Annotated in this window: 20 protein-coding genes; 17 read left to right on the top strand and 3 right to left on the bottom strand. The window is 68.4% G+C overall.

Annotated features, from left to right (window positions below):
* Positions 1-16 precede the first annotated feature (16 nt).
* The 13 genes from RJT50_RS04220 to RJT50_RS04160 all read left to right on the top strand — a co-directional run bounded on the left by RJT50_RS04220 (position 17) and on the right by RJT50_RS04160 (position 13,680).
* A complete protein-coding gene (locus RJT50_RS04220; protein WP_313694371.1) occupies positions 17-433 on the top strand; it encodes an NADH-quinone oxidoreductase subunit A in 417 nt (138 codons plus the stop codon).
* Positions 430-1,131, top strand: coding sequence for an NADH-quinone oxidoreductase subunit B (locus RJT50_RS04215; RefSeq protein ID WP_313694370.1), 702 nt, complete (start codon positions 430-432; stop codon positions 1,129-1,131). Before RJT50_RS04220 ends, RJT50_RS04215 begins: the two co-directional genes overlap by 4 nt.
* Positions 1,131-2,810, top strand: coding sequence for an NADH-quinone oxidoreductase subunit D (locus RJT50_RS04210; protein ID WP_313694369.1), 1,680 nt, complete (start codon positions 1,131-1,133; stop codon positions 2,808-2,810). The genes RJT50_RS04215 and RJT50_RS04210 overlap by 1 nt, the downstream gene beginning before the upstream one ends.
* A gap of 103 nt (positions 2,811-2,913) precedes the next feature.
* Positions 2,914-3,978 (top strand): complex I subunit 1/NuoH family protein, encoded by a 1,065-nt coding sequence (locus RJT50_RS04205; RefSeq protein WP_313694368.1) that lies wholly within the window; start codon positions 2,914-2,916, stop codon positions 3,976-3,978.
* A 2-nt stretch (positions 3,979-3,980) separates the two neighbouring features.
* Positions 3,981-4,442: a NuoI/complex I 23 kDa subunit family protein gene (locus tag RJT50_RS04200; RefSeq protein ID WP_313694365.1), complete on the top strand. Its 462-nt coding sequence runs from the start codon at positions 3,981-3,983 to the stop codon at positions 4,440-4,442.
* 649 nt (positions 4,443-5,091) lie between these two features.
* On the top strand, positions 5,092-5,370 hold the full coding sequence (locus tag RJT50_RS04195; RefSeq protein WP_313694363.1) for an NADH-quinone oxidoreductase subunit J: 279 nt from the start codon (positions 5,092-5,094) through the stop codon (positions 5,368-5,370).
* Positions 5,367-5,738, top strand: a complete 372-nt coding sequence (locus RJT50_RS04190; protein ID WP_313694361.1) for a proton-conducting membrane transporter — start codon at positions 5,367-5,369, stop codon at positions 5,736-5,738. Before RJT50_RS04195 ends, RJT50_RS04190 begins: the two co-directional genes overlap by 4 nt.
* Entirely contained in the window at positions 5,738-6,040 is a 303-nt protein-coding gene (gene nuoK, locus RJT50_RS04185; RefSeq protein WP_313694360.1) for an NADH-quinone oxidoreductase subunit NuoK, read from the top strand. The genes RJT50_RS04190 and nuoK overlap by 1 nt, the downstream gene beginning before the upstream one ends.
* A 1-nt stretch (position 6,041) precedes the next feature.
* Positions 6,042-8,102, top strand: a complete 2,061-nt coding sequence (gene nuoL / locus RJT50_RS04180; RefSeq protein ID WP_313694359.1) for an NADH-quinone oxidoreductase subunit L — start codon at positions 6,042-6,044, stop codon at positions 8,100-8,102.
* The gene (locus tag RJT50_RS04175) at positions 8,099-9,619 is read left to right on the top strand and encodes a complex I subunit 4 family protein (RefSeq protein ID WP_313694358.1); all 1,521 of its coding nucleotides are present in this window, start codon (positions 8,099-8,101) and stop codon (positions 9,617-9,619) included. Before nuoL ends, RJT50_RS04175 begins: the two co-directional genes overlap by 4 nt.
* The gene (locus RJT50_RS04170) at positions 9,620-11,128 is read left to right on the top strand and encodes an NADH-quinone oxidoreductase subunit N (protein WP_313694357.1); all 1,509 of its coding nucleotides are present in this window, start codon (positions 9,620-9,622) and stop codon (positions 11,126-11,128) included.
* An 84-nt stretch (positions 11,129-11,212) separates the two neighbouring features.
* Positions 11,213-12,676, top strand: a complete 1,464-nt coding sequence (locus tag RJT50_RS04165) for a DHH family phosphoesterase (protein WP_313694356.1) — start codon at positions 11,213-11,215, stop codon at positions 12,674-12,676.
* 191 nt (positions 12,677-12,867) lie between these two features.
* A complete protein-coding gene (locus RJT50_RS04160; protein ID WP_313695920.1) occupies positions 12,868-13,680 on the top strand; it encodes a CBS pair associated ParBc domain-containing protein in 813 nt (270 codons plus the stop codon).
* A gap of 228 nt (positions 13,681-13,908) precedes the next feature.
* Here the strand turns inward: RJT50_RS04160 and RJT50_RS04155 are convergent, their stop codons facing one another.
* A complete protein-coding gene (locus RJT50_RS04155; protein ID WP_313694355.1) occupies positions 13,909-14,139 on the bottom strand; it encodes a DUF7543 family protein in 231 nt (76 codons plus the stop codon).
* A gap of 366 nt (positions 14,140-14,505) precedes the next feature.
* Positions 14,506-15,483 (bottom strand): aldo/keto reductase, encoded by a 978-nt coding sequence (locus RJT50_RS04150; RefSeq protein WP_313694353.1) that lies wholly within the window; start codon positions 15,481-15,483, stop codon positions 14,506-14,508.
* A 158-nt stretch (positions 15,484-15,641) separates the two neighbouring features.
* Here RJT50_RS04150 and RJT50_RS04145 point away from each other — a divergent pair, with 158 nt between their 5' ends.
* From RJT50_RS04145 to RJT50_RS04130, 4 genes are all read left to right on the top strand, one after another.
* Positions 15,642-17,306 carry an acetate--CoA ligase gene (locus tag RJT50_RS04145; RefSeq protein WP_313694352.1) on the top strand — a complete coding sequence of 555 codons (1,665 nt, stop codon included), beginning with the start codon at positions 15,642-15,644 and terminating at the stop codon, positions 17,304-17,306.
* A gap of 99 nt (positions 17,307-17,405) precedes the next feature.
* Entirely contained in the window at positions 17,406-18,458 is a 1,053-nt protein-coding gene (locus tag RJT50_RS04140) for a right-handed parallel beta-helix repeat-containing protein (RefSeq protein ID WP_313694349.1), read from the top strand.
* 39 nt (positions 18,459-18,497) lie between these two features.
* Positions 18,498-18,719, top strand: a complete 222-nt coding sequence (locus RJT50_RS04135) for a zinc ribbon domain-containing protein (protein ID WP_313694347.1) — start codon at positions 18,498-18,500, stop codon at positions 18,717-18,719.
* Positions 18,720-18,887 (top strand): DUF8143 family protein, encoded by a 168-nt coding sequence (locus RJT50_RS04130; RefSeq protein ID WP_313694345.1) that lies wholly within the window; start codon positions 18,720-18,722, stop codon positions 18,885-18,887.
* A 57-nt stretch (positions 18,888-18,944) separates the two neighbouring features.
* Here RJT50_RS04130 and RJT50_RS04125 read toward each other — a convergent pair whose 3' ends face one another.
* Entirely contained in the window at positions 18,945-19,655 is a 711-nt protein-coding gene (locus RJT50_RS04125) for a ferredoxin--NADP reductase (protein ID WP_313694343.1), read from the bottom strand.
* Positions 19,656-19,775 lie beyond the last annotated feature (120 nt).

Here is a 19,775-nt window from a genome sequence, read left to right as displayed (position 1 = left end):
GATAGGAGAACCCGGAATGAATCCATGGATAGCTATCGGCGCGTTGGCGTTGATGGGCGTGGGCATCCCTCTCGGGATGATGGCCGCGTCCGCGATCCTTCGCCCGACCGTGCCGGAACAGGGGAAAAGCGCCACGTACGAGTCCGGCGAGATTCCCACCGAGTCGGCGATCGGCATCCAGTTCAACATCCAGTACTACATGGTCGCGTTGCTGTTCGTCGTCTTCGACATCGAGACCGTCCTCGTGTTCCCGTGGGCGGTCATCTACGGCTCCGCGCTGGAGGCGGGCGTCCCGCTGGCGGACGTGCTCCTCCCCATGCTGGTGTTCATCGCGGTGCTGGTCGTCGGGCTCGTGTGGGCGTGGCGGCAGGGGGCAGTCAGCTGGGCACAGAGCCCGCGGGCGGCCCGACGGAAGACGGAGCGTCAATCATGAGTAGCGACAACAGACCGTTCATCACGGACGACTCCGAGGTACTGACAGAGACCCGCGACGCGCGGATGGCCGGGCAGGACGACCGCTTCAACTCGAAGCTCCGGGAGGCGTTCGGCTCCTCCCCGTTCATCCTCACCAAGTTCGACAAGTTCATGAACTGGGTCCGGGGCTCGTCGATGTTCATGCTGCAGTTCGGCATCGCCTGCTGCAGCATCGAGATGATGCACACCTACGGGGTGAAACACGACCTCGACCGCTTCGGCTCGGGCGTGCCGCGCGCCTCGCCGCGCCAGGCGGACGTCATCATCGTGCCGGGCACCATCGTCTCGAAGTTCGCCCCGCGGATGAAGCGCGTGTACGACCAGATGCCCGAGCCGAAGTTCGTCGTCGGCATGGGCTCGTGTACCATCTCCGGCGGCCCGTTCCAGGAGGGGTACAACGTCATCAAGGGCGCCGAGGAGGTCATCCCGGTGGACATCCACGTCCCCGGCTGCCCGCCCCGTCCCGAGGCGCTCGTCTACGGGGTCGTGAAGCTGCAGGAGCGCATCGCCAACGGCGAGTCCTCGCCGGTGACGGTCAAGCCGTACGAGCTCGAACAGTTCGGCGACCTCGACCGGGACGAGATCATCGACCAGCTCGCCGACGACATCGACGAGGAGGACCTCGTCATGCGGTACAACTGGGCTGATTCACCCTAATGAGCCTCGAAGAACCCGATCCGCGTGCGGCCGACGGGGCGCTCGCGGAACAGACGCCGGACGAACTCGCGGCCCTGCTGGGTGAGCACGTCATCGGACGCGAGGAGCATCTGAACGCGCCGGGCTACGTCGTGCGGCCCGACGAGGTGCAGGACGTGCTCTCGACGCTCCGCACGGAGGCCGGTTTCGACCACCTCTCGTGTGTGACCGCCCAGGAGTACGAGGACCGGTTCGAGTCGATCTACCACCTGAGGAAGTACGACGACCCGACCCAGGAGGTCAGCGTCGTCGTCCCCACGGATCGCGAAAACCCGGTTTCCGAGTCGGGCGAGGCGGTGTTCCGCACCGCGGACTGGCACGAGCGGGAGGCGTACGACCTCGTCGGCATCGAGTACGACGACCACCCCGACCTCCGCCGCATCCTGCTCCCCGAAACCTGGCAGGGACACCCGCTCTCGCAGTCGTACGACCAGAACCGACCGCAGGTCGTCCCGTTGCGCGAACACGCGAACCCGCTGCAGGAGGACACGCGCGAGGAAGGGGGAACGGACGCGGACACGATGTTCCTCAACATCGGTCCCCACCACCCCGCGACCCACGGCGTGCTCCACCTGGAGACGACGCTCGACGGCGAGCAGGTCGCCGACGTGAAATCGGACATCGGCTACCTCCACCGCTGTGAGGAGCAGATGTGCCAGAACGGCACCTACCGCCACCAGATCATGCCCTACCCCGACCGCTGGGACTACATCTCGGCGGGGCTGTTGAACGAGTGGGCGTACGCGCGGGTCGCCGAGGATCTCGCCGACATCGAGGTGCCCGAGTACGCGCAGGTGATCCGGACGATGGGCGCGGAGCTGTGCCGCATCGCCGCACACATGCTCGCCGTGGGGACGTTCGCGCTGGACGTGTACGGCGACTTCACCGCCATCTTCATGTACGCGATCCGGGACCGCGAGAAGGCCCAGAACATCTTGGAGGACCTGACCGGCCAGCGGCTCATGTTCAACTACTTCCGGCTCGGCGGGGTCGTCTGGGACCTGCCCGAGCCCCGCGAGGAGTTCTTCGAGAAGACCCGCGACTTCCTGGAGGAGCTCCCCCAGGCGCTCGAGGAGTACCACGACCTCATCTCCTCGAACGAGGTGCTGCAGATGCGGACCGTCGGCACGGGCGTGCTGCCGCCCGAGGTCGCCAAGAGCTACGGTGCGACCGGGCCGGTCGCCCGCGGCTCCGGCATCGACTACGACCTCCGGCGGGACGACCCGTACGGCTACTACGACGAACTCGACTGGGACGTCGTCACCGAGGACGGCTGTGACAACTACAGCCGCCTCCTCGTGCGCATGCGCGAGGTCGAGGAGTCCGCGAAGATCATCGAACAGTGTATCGACCTCCTCGAGGACTGGCCCGAGGAGGATCGGGAGATCCAGGCGAACGTTCCCCGGACGCTGAAGCCGGCGGACGACACCGAGGTGTACCGCGCGGTCGAGGGCGCGAAGGGCGAACTCGGCATCTACATCCGGTCGGACGGCACGGACAAGCCGGCGCGGTTCAAGATCCGCTCGCCGTGTTTCTCGAACCTCCAGACGCTCCCGGAGATGGCCGAGGGCGAGTACGTGCCCGACCTCGTGGCCGCGCTCGGGAGCCTCGACATCGTGCTCGGTGAGGTGGATCGATGACGATCCGGACCTTCGATGCCATCACTGGCCACGCCCTGGTGGACATGAAAAGGGCGAGCGGCCGCGGAGCGGCCGCGAGGGCTTTCGCGGAGGTGGACCGCTGATGGCGGGGGTCGTGCTCCAGCAGATGCTGCCCGACACCATCGCCGGACTGCTCCCGTTCGGCGGGCTGGCGGCGGACATCGTGGGCGCGCTCGTCGGCGCGTTCCTCGTCGCCAACTTCCTGCTCATCAACACGGCCGTCGCCGGCCCGTGGGCGAAACGGAAGATCACGGCGGCGTTCACGGACCGCATCGCGGTGAACCGTATCGGCCCGTTCGGGCTGTTCATCATCGTCGCCGACGCGGTCCGCCTGCTCTCGAAGGAGCTCATCATCCCCGACGGGGCTGACCGGCCGGCCTACGACCTCGGACCGATACTCATCCCCTTCTCGGCGCTGCTCGGCTTCGCGGTCATCCCGATGGGGAGCGGCATCCAGCTCGCGGACCCCGAGACGGGGCTCGCGTTCGCGTTCGCCGCCTCCTCGATCGCGTCGCTCGGGCTGATGATGATGGGGTACGCGTCGAACAACAAGTACTCGCTGCTTGGGGGGCTGCGCGCGGTTGCCTCGAACATCGCCTACGAGATCCCGCTCGTCATCACGGCGCTCTCGGTCGTGCTGTTCACGGGGACGCTCCAGACGAGCCAGATCGTCGCCCAGCAGGCCGAGCCGTTCGTCACGATCGCCGGAGTCTCGATCCCGATGTGGTTCGCGTTCGTGAACCCGTTCGCGTTCGCGCTGTTCATCGCAGCGAACCTCGCGGAGGTCGGGCGCAACCCGTTCGACGTCCCCGAGGCGCCGACCGAGATCGTCGCCGGCTACCAGACGGAGTACAGTTCGGTGTACTTCGTGCTGATCTATCTGGGCGAGTTCATCCACATCTTCCTGGGTGGCGCGCTCGCGGCGACGCTGTTCCTCGGCGGCCCGGCCGGGCCCGGCCCGGCGGCGCTGGGGATCGTCTGGTTCACCGCGAAGATCTGGGCGTTCTACCTGTTCACCCAGTGGGCGCGCTCGGCGATCCCGCGGCTCCGCGTCGACCAGTTCATCGAGATCGGCTGGAAGGGCATGCTCGTGCTGTCCTTCGCTAACCTCGTCCTCACCGCGGTGCTCGTGGGGGTGCTCGCGTAATCATGATTGGAATCCTCAAAGGCATGGCGACCACGATGAAGCACGCACTGGACGGCACGACGTTCACGGTGGAGTACCCGGACGTCGCGCCCGAAGTCAGCCCCCGGTTCCGCGGGGTCCACAAGTTCTCACAGGAGCGGTGCATCTGGTGTCGCCAGTGTGAGAACGTCTGTCCGAACGACACGATCCAGATCGTGATGGACGAACAGCGGAACGGCGAGCAGTACAACCTCCACATCGGGCAGTGCATCTACTGCCGACTGTGTGAGGAGGTCTGCCCGGTGGACGCCATCCTGCTCACGCAGAACTTCGAGTTCACCGCGGACACGAAGGACGACTTCGTGTACAACAAGGAGGAACTGAAGAACGTGCCCTGGTACAAGGGCATCGACCCGCTCGCGTCTCGCGAGCCGGATCGCGGCGCCTGGATCGGCGAGGGCGAGGGCGAACTGGACTACCAGTAGTTTTCTGATTCCGGCGTTTTTCTGGAGCAGTTTTCGGTATGGTGTGGTGCTGAGTCCCTACTACCGTAGTGATGGCCGCGAAAGCTCCCGTCTACGTTTGACCCCTCGACTCGGTCACTCGTCCCGTTCGGACCGCCTCGGAAGCCCCCGCGGTCCCTTCCATTCCCACCCGCCGGGAAGTCGGTCGAGCGTCGCGGGCCCGACTACCGCAGGTACACGCCGTGGGTAGTCCGGCCTGACTTTCGTCCGGCTGGCCGGCGGGTACGTTGGCAGCAGGGGTGCGGTCGAGCGCGTGCTGGCGGTCGGCGCGCGTGACGCGAGCGCCCCTGTGGCGCGAGCACTCGCGCGCGAGGGGTGAGAAGCGTAGCGAGCCTGCGAGCGAGCATCGCAAGCGGCTGGGGAGGGCGAGGCTCTCCTAGGTCAAGCAGCAGTAATCTGCCTATATGAGGCAAAGACTCCCGCACGCGCCATTTCCAGGCAAAAGAATCGCGCGCAACCGACTGAATTCCAACACGGAATCCAACGGTAACAGACGCCTACCGGAGAGGAAAACCCTCCGGAACTCACCACCGGTAATCGCCACGCACACACGCATACGCGCGGAACGTTCTCGAAACCTTCAAACGCCCTCCGACGGGAGTGTCGCGTAATGGTTGTAGCAGAGACTATCGCGTTCGCGCTGTTCGCCCTCGTCACGGTGGGCGCCAGCCTGGGCGTCGTCCTGGTCAGGGACGTGTGGCACTCCGCACTCCTGCTGGGAGTCGCCCTGTTGAGCGTCGCGGTCCACTACGTGATGCTGCAGGCGGAGTTCCTCGCCGCCATGCAGATACTCGTCTACGTGGGCGGGGTGCTCGTGCTCATCACGTTCGCCGTGATGCTCGTGCGGACCGACGAAGCCGGGACCGAACCCGAGGTGACGCGCACGTGAGCCAGGACGGTGCACGCGGGTCGAAACCCGAACTGAAACTCGGGTCGCATCTCGTACCGGGCCTCGCGGCGGTGGCGCTGTTCGTGGTGATGGCGCTCGTGTTCCTCACCTCGTCGTTCCCGCTCGAGGAGGCGGCCGGCTTCCCCGAGGGCGCGTCGATCACCGCGAGCATCGGCTACGCGATGTTCAACATCACCGGCGGTCCCGTCCCCGCCGAGGGGTTCCTCGTGGCGTTCCTCGTCATCGCCGTCGTGCTAGACATCGCCATCGACGGCGCCATCTTCCTCGCCAAGCGCGGCGACGAGGGCGTCCTCGAGACCGCGCTGTCCCGTGATTCGAGCGAACGCACCGACGGGGGGAGCGACTGATGGTCCCCCCGCAGTACTACCTGCTGCTGGCCGCCGCCGTCTTCTGTATCGGCGTGTTCGGCCTGCTCACCCGACGGAACGCGCTCCTGTTCCTCATGTCCGTGGAACTCATGCTCAACGCCGCGAACATCAACCTCGTCGCGTTCTCCCAGTACTGGGGGAACGTCACGGGCCAGACGTTCGGGCTGTTCACGATGGCGCTCGCCGCGGCGGAAGTCGCGGTCGGGCTCGGTATCATCCTGGTGCTGTACCGGAACTTCGAGGGCGTCGACGTCACCGACGCGACGACCATGAGGTGGTGAGATGGCGGGAGCATTCGACTACGCGCCGGCCATCGTCCTGCTGCCGTTCCTGTCGTTCCTCATCTCGCTCGGCGGCGCGCTCTCCGGCGAGGACTCGGACGTCCTCCCGAAGGGCGGCGCGTTCGCCGGCATCGCCGCGACCGCCGGATCACTGCTGCTCTCGGCGTGGGTCGCACTGACCGTGGGCGGCGGGAACGCCTACGACGAGACGCTGTACACGTGGGCCGCCGCGGGCGACCTCGAACTCTCCTTCGGCCTGCTGCTCGACCCGCTCGCGGCGCTGATGCTCGTCATCGTCTCGCTCGTCGCGCTGCTGGTCCACGTGTTCTCGCTCGGCTACATGAACGACGAGGGCGAGACCGGCCTACCGCGCTACTACGCCGGCCTCGGCCTGTTCACCGCGTCCATGCTCGGGTTCGTCGTCGCCGACAACCTGCTCATGGCGTTCATGTTCTTCGAGCTGGTCGGGCTCTGCTCGTTCCTGCTCATCGGCTTCCACTTCCGGGAGGCCGGCCCGCCCTCGGCCGCGAAGAAGGCGTTCCTGGTGACGCGCTTCGGGGACTACTTCTTCCTCGTCGGCGTCGTCGCCGTCTTCGCCACCTTCGGCACCGCGCAGTTCGCGGGCGAGAACTCGTTCCCGGCGCTCGCTGCGGCCGCGCTGAATGCGGAGACCGCGATGCCCGAAGCCGTGAGCACGTTCCTGGGGCTCGGTCCCGAGGCGTGGTTCACGGTCGTCGGCCTGCTCGTGCTGGGCGGCGTGATCGGCAAGTCCGCCCAGTTCCCGCTCCACACCTGGCTGCCCGACGCGATGGAGGGCCCGACCCCGGTGTCCGCGCTCATCCACGCGGCGACGATGGTCGCGGCCGGGGTCTACCTCGTCGCCCGGATGTACGGCTTCTACGCGGTGTCGCCGACGGCGCTGGGCGTCATCACGCTGGTCGGCGGCTTCACCGCCCTGTTCGCCGGGTCGATGGGCATCGTGAAGCGCGAACTGAAGCAGGTGCTCGCGTACTCGACCATCTCACAGTACGGCTACATGATGCTCGCGCTGGGCGCGGGCGGCTACGTCGCGGCGACGTTCCACCTGCTCACCCACGCGTTCTTCAAGGCGCTGCTGTTCCTCGGTGCCGGCTCGGTCATCATCGCGATGCACCACAACGAGAACATGTGGGACATGGGCGGGCTGAAGGACAGGATGCCCGTCACCTACTACACGTTCCTCGCCGGCTCGCTGGCGCTCGCGGGCATCTTCCCGTTCGCCGGCTTCTGGTCGAAGGACGAGATCCTCTACGAGGCGCTCGCCCATGGCCTGGGCGGCACGCCGCTGCTGTTCCTGGGCTACGCGATGGGCCTGCTCGCCGTCCCGGTGACCGCGTTCTACACGTTCCGGATGGTGTTCCTCACGTTCCACGGCGACGCCCGGACCGGACAGGCCGAGTCGCCCGAGGCGGTCGGCTGGAACGTGAAGGCCCCGCTCGTCGTGCTCGGCGTCCTCGCCGCGACGGCCGGCTTCATCAACATGGTGCCGGTCCAGGTGCTCACGGGCGCACCCATCGACTTCCTGCACTCGTGGCTCGACGGGGGCTTCGAGGGACTGACCGCACACTACTACGGGGACCTCGTCCACGACTTCGCGGGCTACTCCACGGGCACGGTCGCCGGCAGTAAACTCGCCACGGTGCTCGGCGGCGCGGTCGTCTCGCTCGGGCTCGCGCTGGTCGGGGCCGGACTCGCATACTCGCTGTACGCGGTCCCGGAGCCCGACGAGCACACCGCACGGCTCGGCTCCGTCCAGGACCTGCTGTACAACAACTACTACCAGGACGAGTACCAGGTGTTCCTGGCGACCCGGGTCGTCGCCCCGCTCTCGCGGGCCGCGGACACCTTCGATCAGGGCGTCGTCGACGGCGCGGTCAACGCCGTCTCCTCCGTGAGCCTCTTTTCGGGCTCGCGGATCCGCCGCATCCAGACCGGCGTCGTCAGTAACTACGCGGCGCTGGTCACGCTGGGCCTGACGGTCCTTCTCATCGCCTTCGGCATCTACGGAGGGTGGTTGCTGTGATACTCGAAGCACTCATCGGATTCACGTTCCTGGCCGCGCTGGCAACGTTCCTCTCGCCGGACGAGTACGCCGGCCGCGTCGGCTTCGGCCTCAGCCTGCTCCCGGTCGTCGGGAGCCTGTACATGTGGTCGGCGTTCGACGCGACCGGCAACGCCCTGCTGTCGGGCGGATCGCTCGCCTTCGAGACGCAGATCGACTGGCTCACCGTCGGCGGCTACACGCTCCAGTGGTTCGTCGGCCTCGACGGGATCAGCCTCCCGCTGATCGTCCTCTCGACGGTGCTCACCTCGCTGGCGATCCTGTCGGCGTGGACGCCCATCGACGAGCGCCAGAGCCAGTTCTACGGGCTGATGCTGTTCATGGAGGCGAACCTGCTCGGCGTGTTCGCGGCGCTGGACTTCTTCGTCTGGTTCGTCTTCTGGGAGGCCGTGCTCGTCCCGATGTACTTCCTCATCGGGGTCTGGGGCGGCCCGCGCCGCGAGTACGCGGCGATCAAGTTCTTCGTGTACACGAACGTCGCCTCGCTGATCATGTTCATCGGCTTCATGGCGCTCGTGTTCAACCTCCCCGTCGACAGCTTCGGGCTGCCGGCCATCGCGCAGGCGCTCCGCGGGGGTGAACTCTCTGGCTTCCTCGGGATGGGCGCCGGCACGCTCGCCACCGTCGCGTTCGCCGCGATGTTCTTCGGCTTCGCGGTGAAGGTTCCCGTCGTCCCGGTCCACACGTGGCTGCCCGACGCCCACGTCGAGGCCCCGACGCCCGCCTCGGTGATGCTGGCGGGCGTCCTCCTGAAGATGGGGACGTACGCCCTGCTCCGGTTCAACTTCACGATGCTACCCGACGTCGCGGCGACGCTCGCGGTGCCAATCGCGGCCATCGCCGTCCTCTCGGTCATCTACGGCGCGATGCTCGCGCTGGCCCAGCAGGACCTCAAGCGCATCGTCGCCTACTCGTCGGTGTCCTCGATGGGCTACGTCATCCTCGGACTCGTCGCCTACACCGAGTTCGGCATCGGCGGCGCGACGTTCCAGATGGTCGCCCACGGGCTCATCTCGGGGCTGATGTTCATGGCGGTCGGCGTCATCTACAACGTCACCCACACGCGCATGCTCGGCGACATGGGCGGCATGGCAGACCGGATGCCCGTCACCGCGGGCATCTTCGTCGCCGGCGCATTCGGCTACATGGGCCTGCCCCTGATGGCCGGCTTCGCCGCCGAGTTCTTCATCTTCCAGGGCGCGTTCGCCTCGACGGTCCTGCCGGCCGCGCCGCTTTTCACCGCGGCGGCGATGTTCGGCATCGTCATCGTCGCGGGCTACCTGCTCTGGGCGATGCAGCGCACGCTGTTCGGCCCGTTCCGCCTCGAAACCGACTACGAGGTGACCCGCGCGAAGTTCCACGACACCGCGCCGCTCGCGGTGCTCCTGCTGTGTACCATCGCGCTGGGGGTCGCCCCGGAGGCGTTCTTCGGCATGATCACCGACGCGGTCGTCCCGCTGCTGGGGGGTGGTGCGTAGATGGCGACGCTCGTCTCGGGCCTCGTCGCGCTCGGTCCCGCCGTCCTGCTCGCGGCCACCGGACTGCTGCTGTTGATCATCAACGCGGTGTATCCGACCGAGGACAGGCCGACGCTGCTCGCGGCCGTCTCGACGGTCGGCTCGCTCGCGGCGCTCGGCGCGGCGGGCGCGCTGCTGACGGGCGCTGCCGGCGTGCTCTCGGGTCCCGAGGACAGCGTCGCGCTGTACGGCGAGGCGCTCGTCGTCGACGGCATGTCGCTGTTCTTCGCCGCGGTGTTCGCCTCGGTGACGGCGCTGGTCGTCGTCGCGAGCTACGACTACCTCGCCGACGACCCGCACCGCGCGGAGTTCTACAGCCTCACGCTGTTTGCCGCGACCGGGATGGCGCTGATGGCCTCGGCGAACTCGCTCGCGGTGGCGTTCGTCGCGCTCGAACTGGCCTCGCTCCCCTCGTACGCGCTCGTCTCGTTCCTGAAGGGCAACCGCGGGAGCGTCGAGGCGGGGCTGAAGTACTTCCTCATCGGCGCGCTCTCCTCGGCAGTGTTCGTCTTCGGCATCTCGCTGGTGTACGCGGCGACCGGCAGCCTCCTGCTGCCCGACGTCGCCGCCGCGCTGACCGAGGCGGACGAGGGGCTCGCGGGCGTCGCCGCCATCGGCATCCTGATGATCGCCGGCGGGTTCGCGTTCAAGACCGCCTCCGTGCCGTTCCACTTCTGGGCGCCCGAGGCGTACGAGGGCGCGCCCGCACCCATCAGTGGCTTCCTCTCGTCGGCCTCGAAGGCCGCCGGGTTCGCGCTCGCGTTCCGCGTGTTCGTCGTCGGCTTCCCGCTCGCGGGCGGCGACGTCGTCGCCTCCGTCGACTGGGTGCTCCTGTTCCAGATCCTCGCGGTCGTGACGATGACGCTGGGTAACTTCGCCGCGGCGACCCAGGAGACCGTCAAGCGCATGCTGGCGTACTCCTCCATCGGGCACGCCGGCTACGCGCTCATCGGCCTCGCCGCCTGGACCGGTTCCGCCGGCGGCGACGTGATGGGTGCGGCGATGGCCCACCTGCTCGTCTACGGCTTCATGAACACCGGCGCGTTCCTGTTCGTCGCGCTCGCCGAGCACTGGGAGATCGGCCGGACGTTCGAGGACTACGCGGGGCTCGGCACGCGGGCGCCGATGGCGTCGGTCGCCATGTCCGTGTTCATGTTCTCGCTCGCGGGGCTGCCGCCGTTCGGGGGCTTCTTCTCGAAGTACTTCCTGTTCGCGGCCGCCGTGGGCGCGGGCTACTGGTGGCTCGCCGCCGTCGGTGCGGTCAACAGCGCGCTGTCGCTGTTCTACTACAGCCGCGTCGTGAAGGCGCTCTGGTTCGACGACCCCGAGACGGAGTTCGAACTCGGCGCGACGCCGACGGCGCTGTACGCCGCGGTGCTGTTCGCGGCCGTGGCGACGCTGCTGTTGCTGCCCGGCTTCGGGCCGGTCATCGAGACGGCCCAGGCCGCCGCGGCGGCGCTGATCCCCTGACGGTCGGTCCGGCACCAGTTTTTCTCCCGTCCGCTGAAGCGACCAGTACGGTAGGGTTTTCCGGGACGCCCGCGACGATTCCCTGTGATGTGTCGGCTGGTCCTCGGCTGTGGCGCGGTCGGCCGCGACATCGTCGCGTCGCTCGCCGACCGGCCCGGCAAACTCCACGTCGTCACCGACGACAGCGGCCGAGCGACGGCGCTCCGCGAGGAGAACGTCGACGCCCTGGAGGCGGACCCGACCGACCCCTCGACGTACCCGGACCGGGCCGAGATGATCGTCGTCGCCGGCGACGTGGCGACCAGGAACCTCACCGTCGCCGACCGGGCCCGCTCGGCGTTCCCGGACGCGTTCATCCTCTCGTACGCCGGCGACGACGCCGACGAGGCCGACCTGCAGGCGCTCGCGGAGCTCTCGGATCACGTCATCGACCCGATCCAAGTCGCCACGGATCGGGTGCTGGCGGCGGCCCGCGACGAGCCGGCAGAACGGATGTGGAACCTGTTGCGAGCGCTCCGGGGCGTCGAGGGCACGCTCGCGGTGGTGGCACACGACAACCCCGACCCGGACGCCATCGCCTCCGCGATCGCGCTCGTCCGCATCGCGGAGTTCGCCGGGATCGAAGCCGAGGCGTGCTACTACGGCGAGATCTCCCACCAGGAGAACCGGGCGCTCGTGAACCTGCTCGAACTCGACATGCGGAAGCTGGACCCCGAGGACGACCCGCGCGAGACGTACGACGCGTTCGCGCTCGTCGACCACTCGCGGCCCGGGATCAACGACGGCCTGCCCGGGGACGTCCGGCCGACGATCGTCGTCGACCACCACCCCCCGCGCGTGCCCGTCGAGGCGGAGTTCATCGACGTCCGGTCGGACGTGGGCGCGACGTCGACGCTGCTCGCCGAGTATCTGGACCGGTTCGGGCTGGAGCCCGACGAGCAGGTGGCGACGGCGCTCCTGTACGGCATCCGCGTCGACACGAAGGACTTCACCCGCGAGACCGCCAGGGCGGACTTCGACGCCGCCGAGTTCCTCCTGCCGTACACCGACCAGGACGTGCTCTCCCGCGTCGAGGAGCCCAGCGTCAGCTCGGAGGTGCTCGACGTCATCGCGCGGGCCATCAGGAACCGCGAGACGCGGGGCGAGACGGTCGCTTCCTGCGTCGGGGAGCTCTCGGACCGCGACGCGCTGGCCCAGGCCGCCGAGCAACTGCTGGACATGGAGGGCGTCACGACGACGCTCGTGTACGGCTTTTCCGAGGGAACGGTGTACGTTTCTGGCCGCACCCGCGGTGCCGACCTCGACCTTGGCGAGACGCTTCGGGACGCGCTCGGTCAGATCGGCAGCGCCGGCGGCCACGCCGACATGGCCGGCGCGCAGGTCCCGCTCGGCATCCTCGCCGAGGTCGAGAAGGACGAGGCGGAGTCGGTGGCCGAGATCGTCCGCGACGTCATCGCCGGCCGGTTCTTCGAGACGCTGGCCGACGCGCCCTCGGCGCCCACCCACGACACCGAGCGATCCGTCTCGTTCCCCGAGGAGGACGACTGAGACGGCTTCGACGGCCCGCGACCGCTCCGACGTGACCCTAAGCGTTCATGCCCCTGGGGCGCGACGTGCGAGCAGATGCGGGATCCAGGCCAGCGACCCCGACTCCGGTCGGGCACGCCCACGGGGCCGGCGGAACCGCCGGAGTCGGAAGCGACCGCGTCCGCCCCGCGGGCGCTGATAGCATGAGTTCGATGAACGGCGGCTCCGACCTGACGCTCGGCACGCGCCGCGCCAAGGTCAAGGAGTACATGACCCGCGACGTGGCGACCGTCTCGCCCGACGACTCGGTCCGCGAGGTCGCCCAGAAGGTCGCCGAGAGCGACGGCCACAACGGCTTCCCGGTGACCGACGGCCGGACCGTCGTGGGGTTCGTCAGCGCGAGCGACCTGCTGCTCGCGGACCCCGACGCGCCGCTTTTCACCGTGATGACCGACGACATCATCGTTGCGCACCCGGAGATGAACGTCACCGACGCCGCGCGGGTCATCCTCCGGTCGGGCATCCAGAAGCTCCCGGTCGTCGACGACGCGGGCAACCTCGTCGGCATCATCTCGAACACGGACGTGGTGCGCAGCCACATCGAGCGCGCGACGCCCGAGAAGGTCGGGAAGCTGATGCGGACCCTGGAGGAGATCCACGGCGTCAGCACGGACGAGGAGCGCCGGACCGTCGACCTCGGGTCGCTCACCCCGACGCAGGGCCGGGTGTACGCCGACGAACTGGAGGGGCGACACTACGAACTGGAGCGCGGCCTCGCGGAGCCGCTCGTCGTCATCGACAACGACGGCTCGCTCGTGCTCGCGGACGGCCACCACCGCGTGATGGCCGCCGACCGGGCCGACATCGACGAGATGGACGCCTACGTCATCTGCATCGACGAGCCGGTGGAGCTGGGGATGCAAAAGACCGCGCGAAAGGAGGGGCTCGCCTCGATCGGCGACATCGAGGTCGTCGACTACGCGCGCCACCCGCTGGTCGAGACGACGAAGCGGTTTCAGAACTAGCTGGTTGGGATTCGAGTCAATGCGTGGGACTCCTGGGGGTTACCTGCAGTGGCAAGATGAACACGCCGACCACTACTGCTGGCGGTGATTAGATGCCACACCCTCCCCAACCGATTGCGATGCTCGCTCGCAGGCTCGCTGCGCGTCTCATCCCTCGCGCGCGAGTGCTCGCCCCACGAGGGGGCGAGCGTCACGCGCGCCTGCCGGTTGATTCATCCAGCGTCGCCATCACTTCTCGACCGAAAACTCGTCCATCCACGCCTCGGCGAGCGCCACGGCGGACTCGCGGTCCCCGCGCGTCTCGCGTCGGTACTCCGGGCCGTCGGCGGCCTGTTCCAGACGGTCGAGCCGGACGACGAACCCGCCGCTCGCCCGCTCGCGGAGCCTGACCGTCGCGTGCCCGTCCGTCCGCTCGTACTCCGTGTAGGCCCCTACGGCTCCCGCTTCCTCCCAGGTCATGCTCGACCGGAGGCGACGCGGCACCGTCAATCGGCCGGTCCCGATCCGGACCGGCGGCCCCCGGCTCAGTGACCGGCCGCCCGGTCGGGTGCCGGGTTCTGCCCCCGACCACAGCCCGGACACACCGGGTAGCCGAGGTCGTCGTACCGGAGCCGCGTCGTGGCCTCACGCGCACCGCACGATGCACACTCGAACTGGGACACCCAGACGAACCCCATGGTCGTGAACGGGTCCCCATTGGGATAGTAATGCCATCCATACCGAACCCGACGTGCACGAAACTGGTCGTTAATCGGTCGCTAGCGCGTTCGGAGGCGGGGAGACTGGAGACAGGAAACGGGAGACGGGAGACGGGAGGCGGGAGCCTCAGTCGTGGCCCGAGACGCGAACCGGCTCGTACGGCTCCTCCAGGTAGGCGACGTCGCCGGCCGAGAGGCTCACATCGAGCGCCTCCACGGCGTCCTCCAGGTGCTCGACGCTCGTCGTCCCGACGATGGGCGCGTCGACCTCCTCCTTCGAGAACAGCCAGGCCAGCGCGATCTGGGCCATCTTCACGCCCTTCTCGGCGGCCAGTTCCCCCACGCGCTCGTTGATCTCGCGCCCGCCCCCCTCCAGATACGGGTGCCCATGGGCGTGCGTGTCCGACTCCCCGCGCGTCGTCGACCGGGCCTCCCCGTGGGGCCTGGCGAGCCATCCGCGCGCCAGCGGCGACCACGGGATGACGCCGACGTTCTCCCGTTCACACAGCGGGAGCATCTCCCGCTCCTCCTCGCGGTACAGCAGGTTGTAGTGGTTCTGCATCGTCTGAAACCGGTCCAGGTCGAGCCGCTCGCTCGTGTGGAGCGCCTCGGCGAACTGGTGGGCCCACATCGAGGAGGTGCCCACGTAGTGCGTCTTCCCGCGCCGGACCGCGTCGTCGAGCGCCCGCATCGTCGTCTCGATGGGGACGGTCTCGTCCCAGCGGTGCGTCTGGTAGAGGTCGACCGTCTCCATCCCGAGCCGGTCGAGCGAGGCGTCGAGTTCCTGCTCGATGGCCTTGCGGGAGAGCCCGCCCGAGTTCGGGTCGTCCTCGTCCATCCGAAAGTAGCCCTTGGTGGCGACGACGAACCGGTCCCGGTCGTACTCCGAGAGCGCGTTCCCCAGCACGCGCTCGGACCCGCCCTCGGAGTACATGTTGGCGGTGTCGAAGAAGTTGATCCCGAGGTCGATGGCCCGCTCGACGAGTTCGATCCCCTCCTCCTCGTCGAGCACCCAGTCGCGCCAGTCGGTGTCGCCGAAACTCATGCAGCCGAGACACACCTTCGAGACCTCCATCCCGGTGTCGCCGAGCGTCGTGTACTCCATGCGTGGCGGGTCGCCCCGCGGCACCAAAAAGCCGCCAGTCGGGGCCGGTTCGTGCCGTCAGTCGGGGCCGGTCGACGTCGAAAACGCCGGCGGGGGCTGCCCCGCCTCGTGTCACCGTCACCCAAACGATTAACCCGGACAGTTTCCTCCACACTCGTATGTCAGTCTCCTACGAGCAGGCGGTCTCGGAGTTCGACTGGGACGTCCCGGAGGACTACACGCTCCCCTCGGTCGTGGAGGGCCACGCCGAGGCCCACGGCGACCGGACGGCGGTGACGTTCCTCGACGACGAGGGGAGCCGCGAGGAGCGGACGTACGCCGACCTGGCGCGCGATACGAACCGCTTCGCGAACGCGCTCGCGGATCTTGGCGTCGGCAAGGGCGACCGCGTGATGCACCTGCTGCCGCGCCACCCCGACGTGTTCGCCATCCAGCTCGGCGCGCTCAAGCGCGGCGCGCTGCTCGTCCCCTGCTCGGCGATGTTGAAGCCGAAGGATCTGGCGTTCCGCGCGAACGACTGCGAGGCGACGACGGTCGTCGTCCACGACGACCTGACCGACATGGTCGAGCCGGTCGTCGACGAGACGCCCGTCGACACCGTCGTCGTGGTCGAGGGCGACGGCTCGGCGGACGGCCGGGAGTCGTTCGCGGAGCTGCTCGCGGGCCGGTCCGACGACCACGACGGCCCGGACGTCGGCGCGTCGGACCCGATGAGCATCAACTACACCTCCGGCACCACGGGGCAACCGAAGCCCGTCCTCCACCGCCACCGCTGGATGCGCGCGTTCGAACTCGTGAACGCGCCCTACTGGTGGGGCGTGACCGCCGAGGGGACGACGGCGCCGGGCGAGCATGGCTCGGACCCGGTCGACCTCGACGAGGAACTGCTGTGGGCCACGACGGGCACCGGCTGGGCGAAGTGGTTCTGGTCACCGGTCGGCGTCGGCATCACGGTCGGGGCCTCGCAGTTGCTCTACGAGGGCGAGTTCGAGGCCGACGAGTTCCTCTCGGTGATGGAAGAGGAGGGCGTCACCCGCCTGTGTGCGGTGCCGACCCAGTACCGGATGTTCACCCAGACGGACCTCTCGGCGTACGACCTGGACCTGACAGAGGCGCTCTCGGCGGGCGAACCGCTCAACCGGGAGCCCATCGAGGCGCTCCAGGACGCCTACGGCATCACGCCCCGCGACGGCTACGGGCAGACCGAGACGGTGTGTCTCGTCTCCAACTACCCCGGCATCGACGTGAAGGAGGGCTCGATGGGCAAGCCGACGCCGGGCCTGGAGACGACCATCATCGACACCCAGGAGGAGACCGAGGTCGGGACGGGCGAGATCGGCGAGATCGCCGTCCCGGTCGGCAACCCGGGCATCTTCGACGGCTACTACGACAAGCCGGAACTGGACGAGAAGACGTTCTCGGGCGACTACTACCGGACGGGCGATCTCGCCAGCCGCGACGAGGACGGCTACTTCTTCTTCGAGGGGCGCGCGGACGACATCATCCTCTCGGCGGGCTACCGCATCGGCCCGTTCGAGGTGGAGGACGCGCTGGTGAGCCACGAGGCGGTCGCGGAGGCGGCGGCCGTCGCCTCCCCGCACGACGAGCGGGGCAACGTCGTGAAGGCGTACGTCGTGCTCGCCGACGGCCACGTGGGGAGCGAGGGGCTGACCGACGAGCTGCAGGAGTACATGAAAGCCGAGACGGCGCCGTACAAGTACCCCCGGCGGGTCGAGTACGTTGACGAACTGCCCAAGACGTCCTCGGGGAAGACGCGCCGCATCGAACTGCGCGAGCGCGAGGTCGAGAAGTTCGGGGAGTAGCGGACCGACCAGCGGGCTGAATCGGGAAGCGTCTCCTCGCCGTCGGCTCGCACGCGGGCCGCGTCACATCTATTGACGTTCGCGTCGAATCGGGACGGAATGTCGCTCCCTGAGGACCCCGTACGGGCTGGAGCGGTCCTCCTGCTGTTGACACTCGCGGTCGCGAGCGCCGTCTACGGCGCGTCCACGCTCCGTCCCGATGGGTCGACCGGCGACGCCCGGCCGGCGACGACGATCGACTCGTGTACGGAGATCACCGAGTCCGGCAGGTACGTGCTCGACCGGAACCTCACCGACAGGGGGGCCGACACCTGCATCCGCATCCAGGCGGACGACGTCGTCCTTGCCGGCGGCGGCCACCGCGTCGACGGGAGAGGGACGTTCGGGACCGCCGGGGTCGTCGTCCGGGCGGACGGGGACGAACCCGCGTCGAACGTGACCGTGCGAAACGTGACGGTTACCGACTGGGACGACGGGATACGCTACATCGGGGTCGACGGCGGCGCCGTCGTCGACGCGACGACCGCGACCAATCGAGTCGGGCTCTCGCTGTTGAACGCCCGCGACGTCCACGTCGCGGACAACGTCGCCCGCGGGAACCGCCTCCGCGGCATCTCGCTGCTCGAATCCGGCGCGAACAACACGCTGGCGAACAACACCGCGACCGACAACGCGCTGTACGGCATCCACCTCGTCGAGGGCGGCGTGCGGGACAACACGCTCGTGAACAACGTCGCCTCGAACAACGAGTTCGGGATCGTCCTGATCGGCGTCCACGACAACGCCGTGACCCGGAACGTCGCAAGCGGGAACCGAATCGCCGGAGTCTGGCTCTCCGCATCGACCGGGAACCGCCTCCATCGCAACCGCGTGTCGAACCGGTTCTACGGGATCTTTCTCGCCGACCGCTCGAACGGGAACGTCGTCTCGAACACCGTCGCCGCGTCGAACGAGGTCGGCGTCCGCCTCCGCTCCAGCGACGACAACCGGATCGCCGACAACGCCGTTCGGGGGAGCGGCGACACTGCCATCCTCCTGATTTCGAGCGACGGCAACGAGGTCGTCGGCAACGTCGGGTTGAACAACGCCCGCGGCGTCTCGCTCGTGAGGTCGTCGGGGAACCGGGTCGCGAACAACTCGCTCGGCGGGTGAAGCGGTAAATTCATTCCACCCCACAGACAATCCGCACCCATGGCGTCCGAGCCCTCCACGAACGACGACGGCTGCCCCAAGTGTGGACACACCGACGCCGAGGTCGGGAGCATCTCGACCACCGGCGGCGGCCTGTCGAAGATGTTCGACATCCAGACGAACAAGTTCAGGGTCGTCTCCTGCACCAGTTGCGGATACTCGGAACTCTACCGCGACGTCGGCTCCTCGGGGAGCGACCTCGTGGACGTGTTCTTCGGGTAGATGGCCGCCGAGGCCGCCTTCCTGGTGGTGTTCCTGGCGTTCGCCGTCGCCGCGTCGCTGGTCCTCTCCGCCCTCGTTCGGGGCGAGCGGAAGCGGGACGCCGCGACCGTCACCGACCGCTCGTCCGCGGAACGGGCGGCGCGGCGGGACCGGGAGGACCGACCATAGTCGCGGCCGGGGGCCACCCGACGTCGTCGCACGGCCTGGCCTCCCGGGTGATTCACGTCACTCCTCCGCGACCTCGTCGCGCTCCCAGCCCTCGGTGTAGACGTTCTCGTCGGGGACGCCGGCGTCCGCGAGGTCGTCCGTCGTCTCGACGACCATCCCCGGGACGCCACAGACGTAGAAATCCGTGGTCCCGGGGTCGAGTTCGTCGCCGACGTCGTCGACGACGTGCTCCTGGACGTGCCCCGTCGGCCCGTTCCAGTCCTCCCGGGAGAGCGAGTAGGTCACGTGGACGTCGCCGTAGTCGGCGTCGAACTGGTCGAGCGTCTCGCGGTAGATGACGTGCTCCTGGTCCGTCTCTCCGAAGTAGAAGCGGGCCTCGCCCGCCCCGCGGTCGACGTACTCCTTCAGCATCGCCATCATCGGCGTGATTCCCGTCCCGGTGGCGACGAGGGCGACGTCGCGGCCTGTGTCCCGCAGGTGGAGGTTCCCCTCGATGTCGCCGAGTTCGACCTCGTCGCCGCGTTCGCGCTCGTGCATCCAGACCGACGCGGTCCCGTCGTCGTAGCGTTTGATCGCCAGCGTCAGTTCGTCGGTCCCGGGCCGACTCGTCGGGGTGTACGGCCGGACGACCTCCTCGCCGTCCCGCTCGAAGTGGACGGTCGTGTGCTGGCCGGGTTCGTACTCGAAGGTGTGGCCGGGTGCGCGGAGGCGGAACTGTTTGACGTTCGGCGTCACGCGGTGGATGGACGCGACGGTCGCCGTGACCATACGCCAACACGAGTCCGCGCGGGCAAAGGGGTGGTGGCGGGTCCCCGACCGCCCGAGCCGTGGCGGCCACGGGATGCCCGCCGGGGACCAGGAACCGGGACGCTCGACCGACGACCACGC

Origin of the sequence: Halobaculum sp. XH14, assembly GCF_032116555.1 — an archaeon.
Classification (GTDB): Archaea; Halobacteriota; Halobacteria; order Halobacteriales; family Haloferacaceae; genus Halorarum; species Halorarum halobium.
Note: the sequence above shows the minus strand (reverse complement) of the source record. Positions and strands in the feature narration are given on the sequence as shown.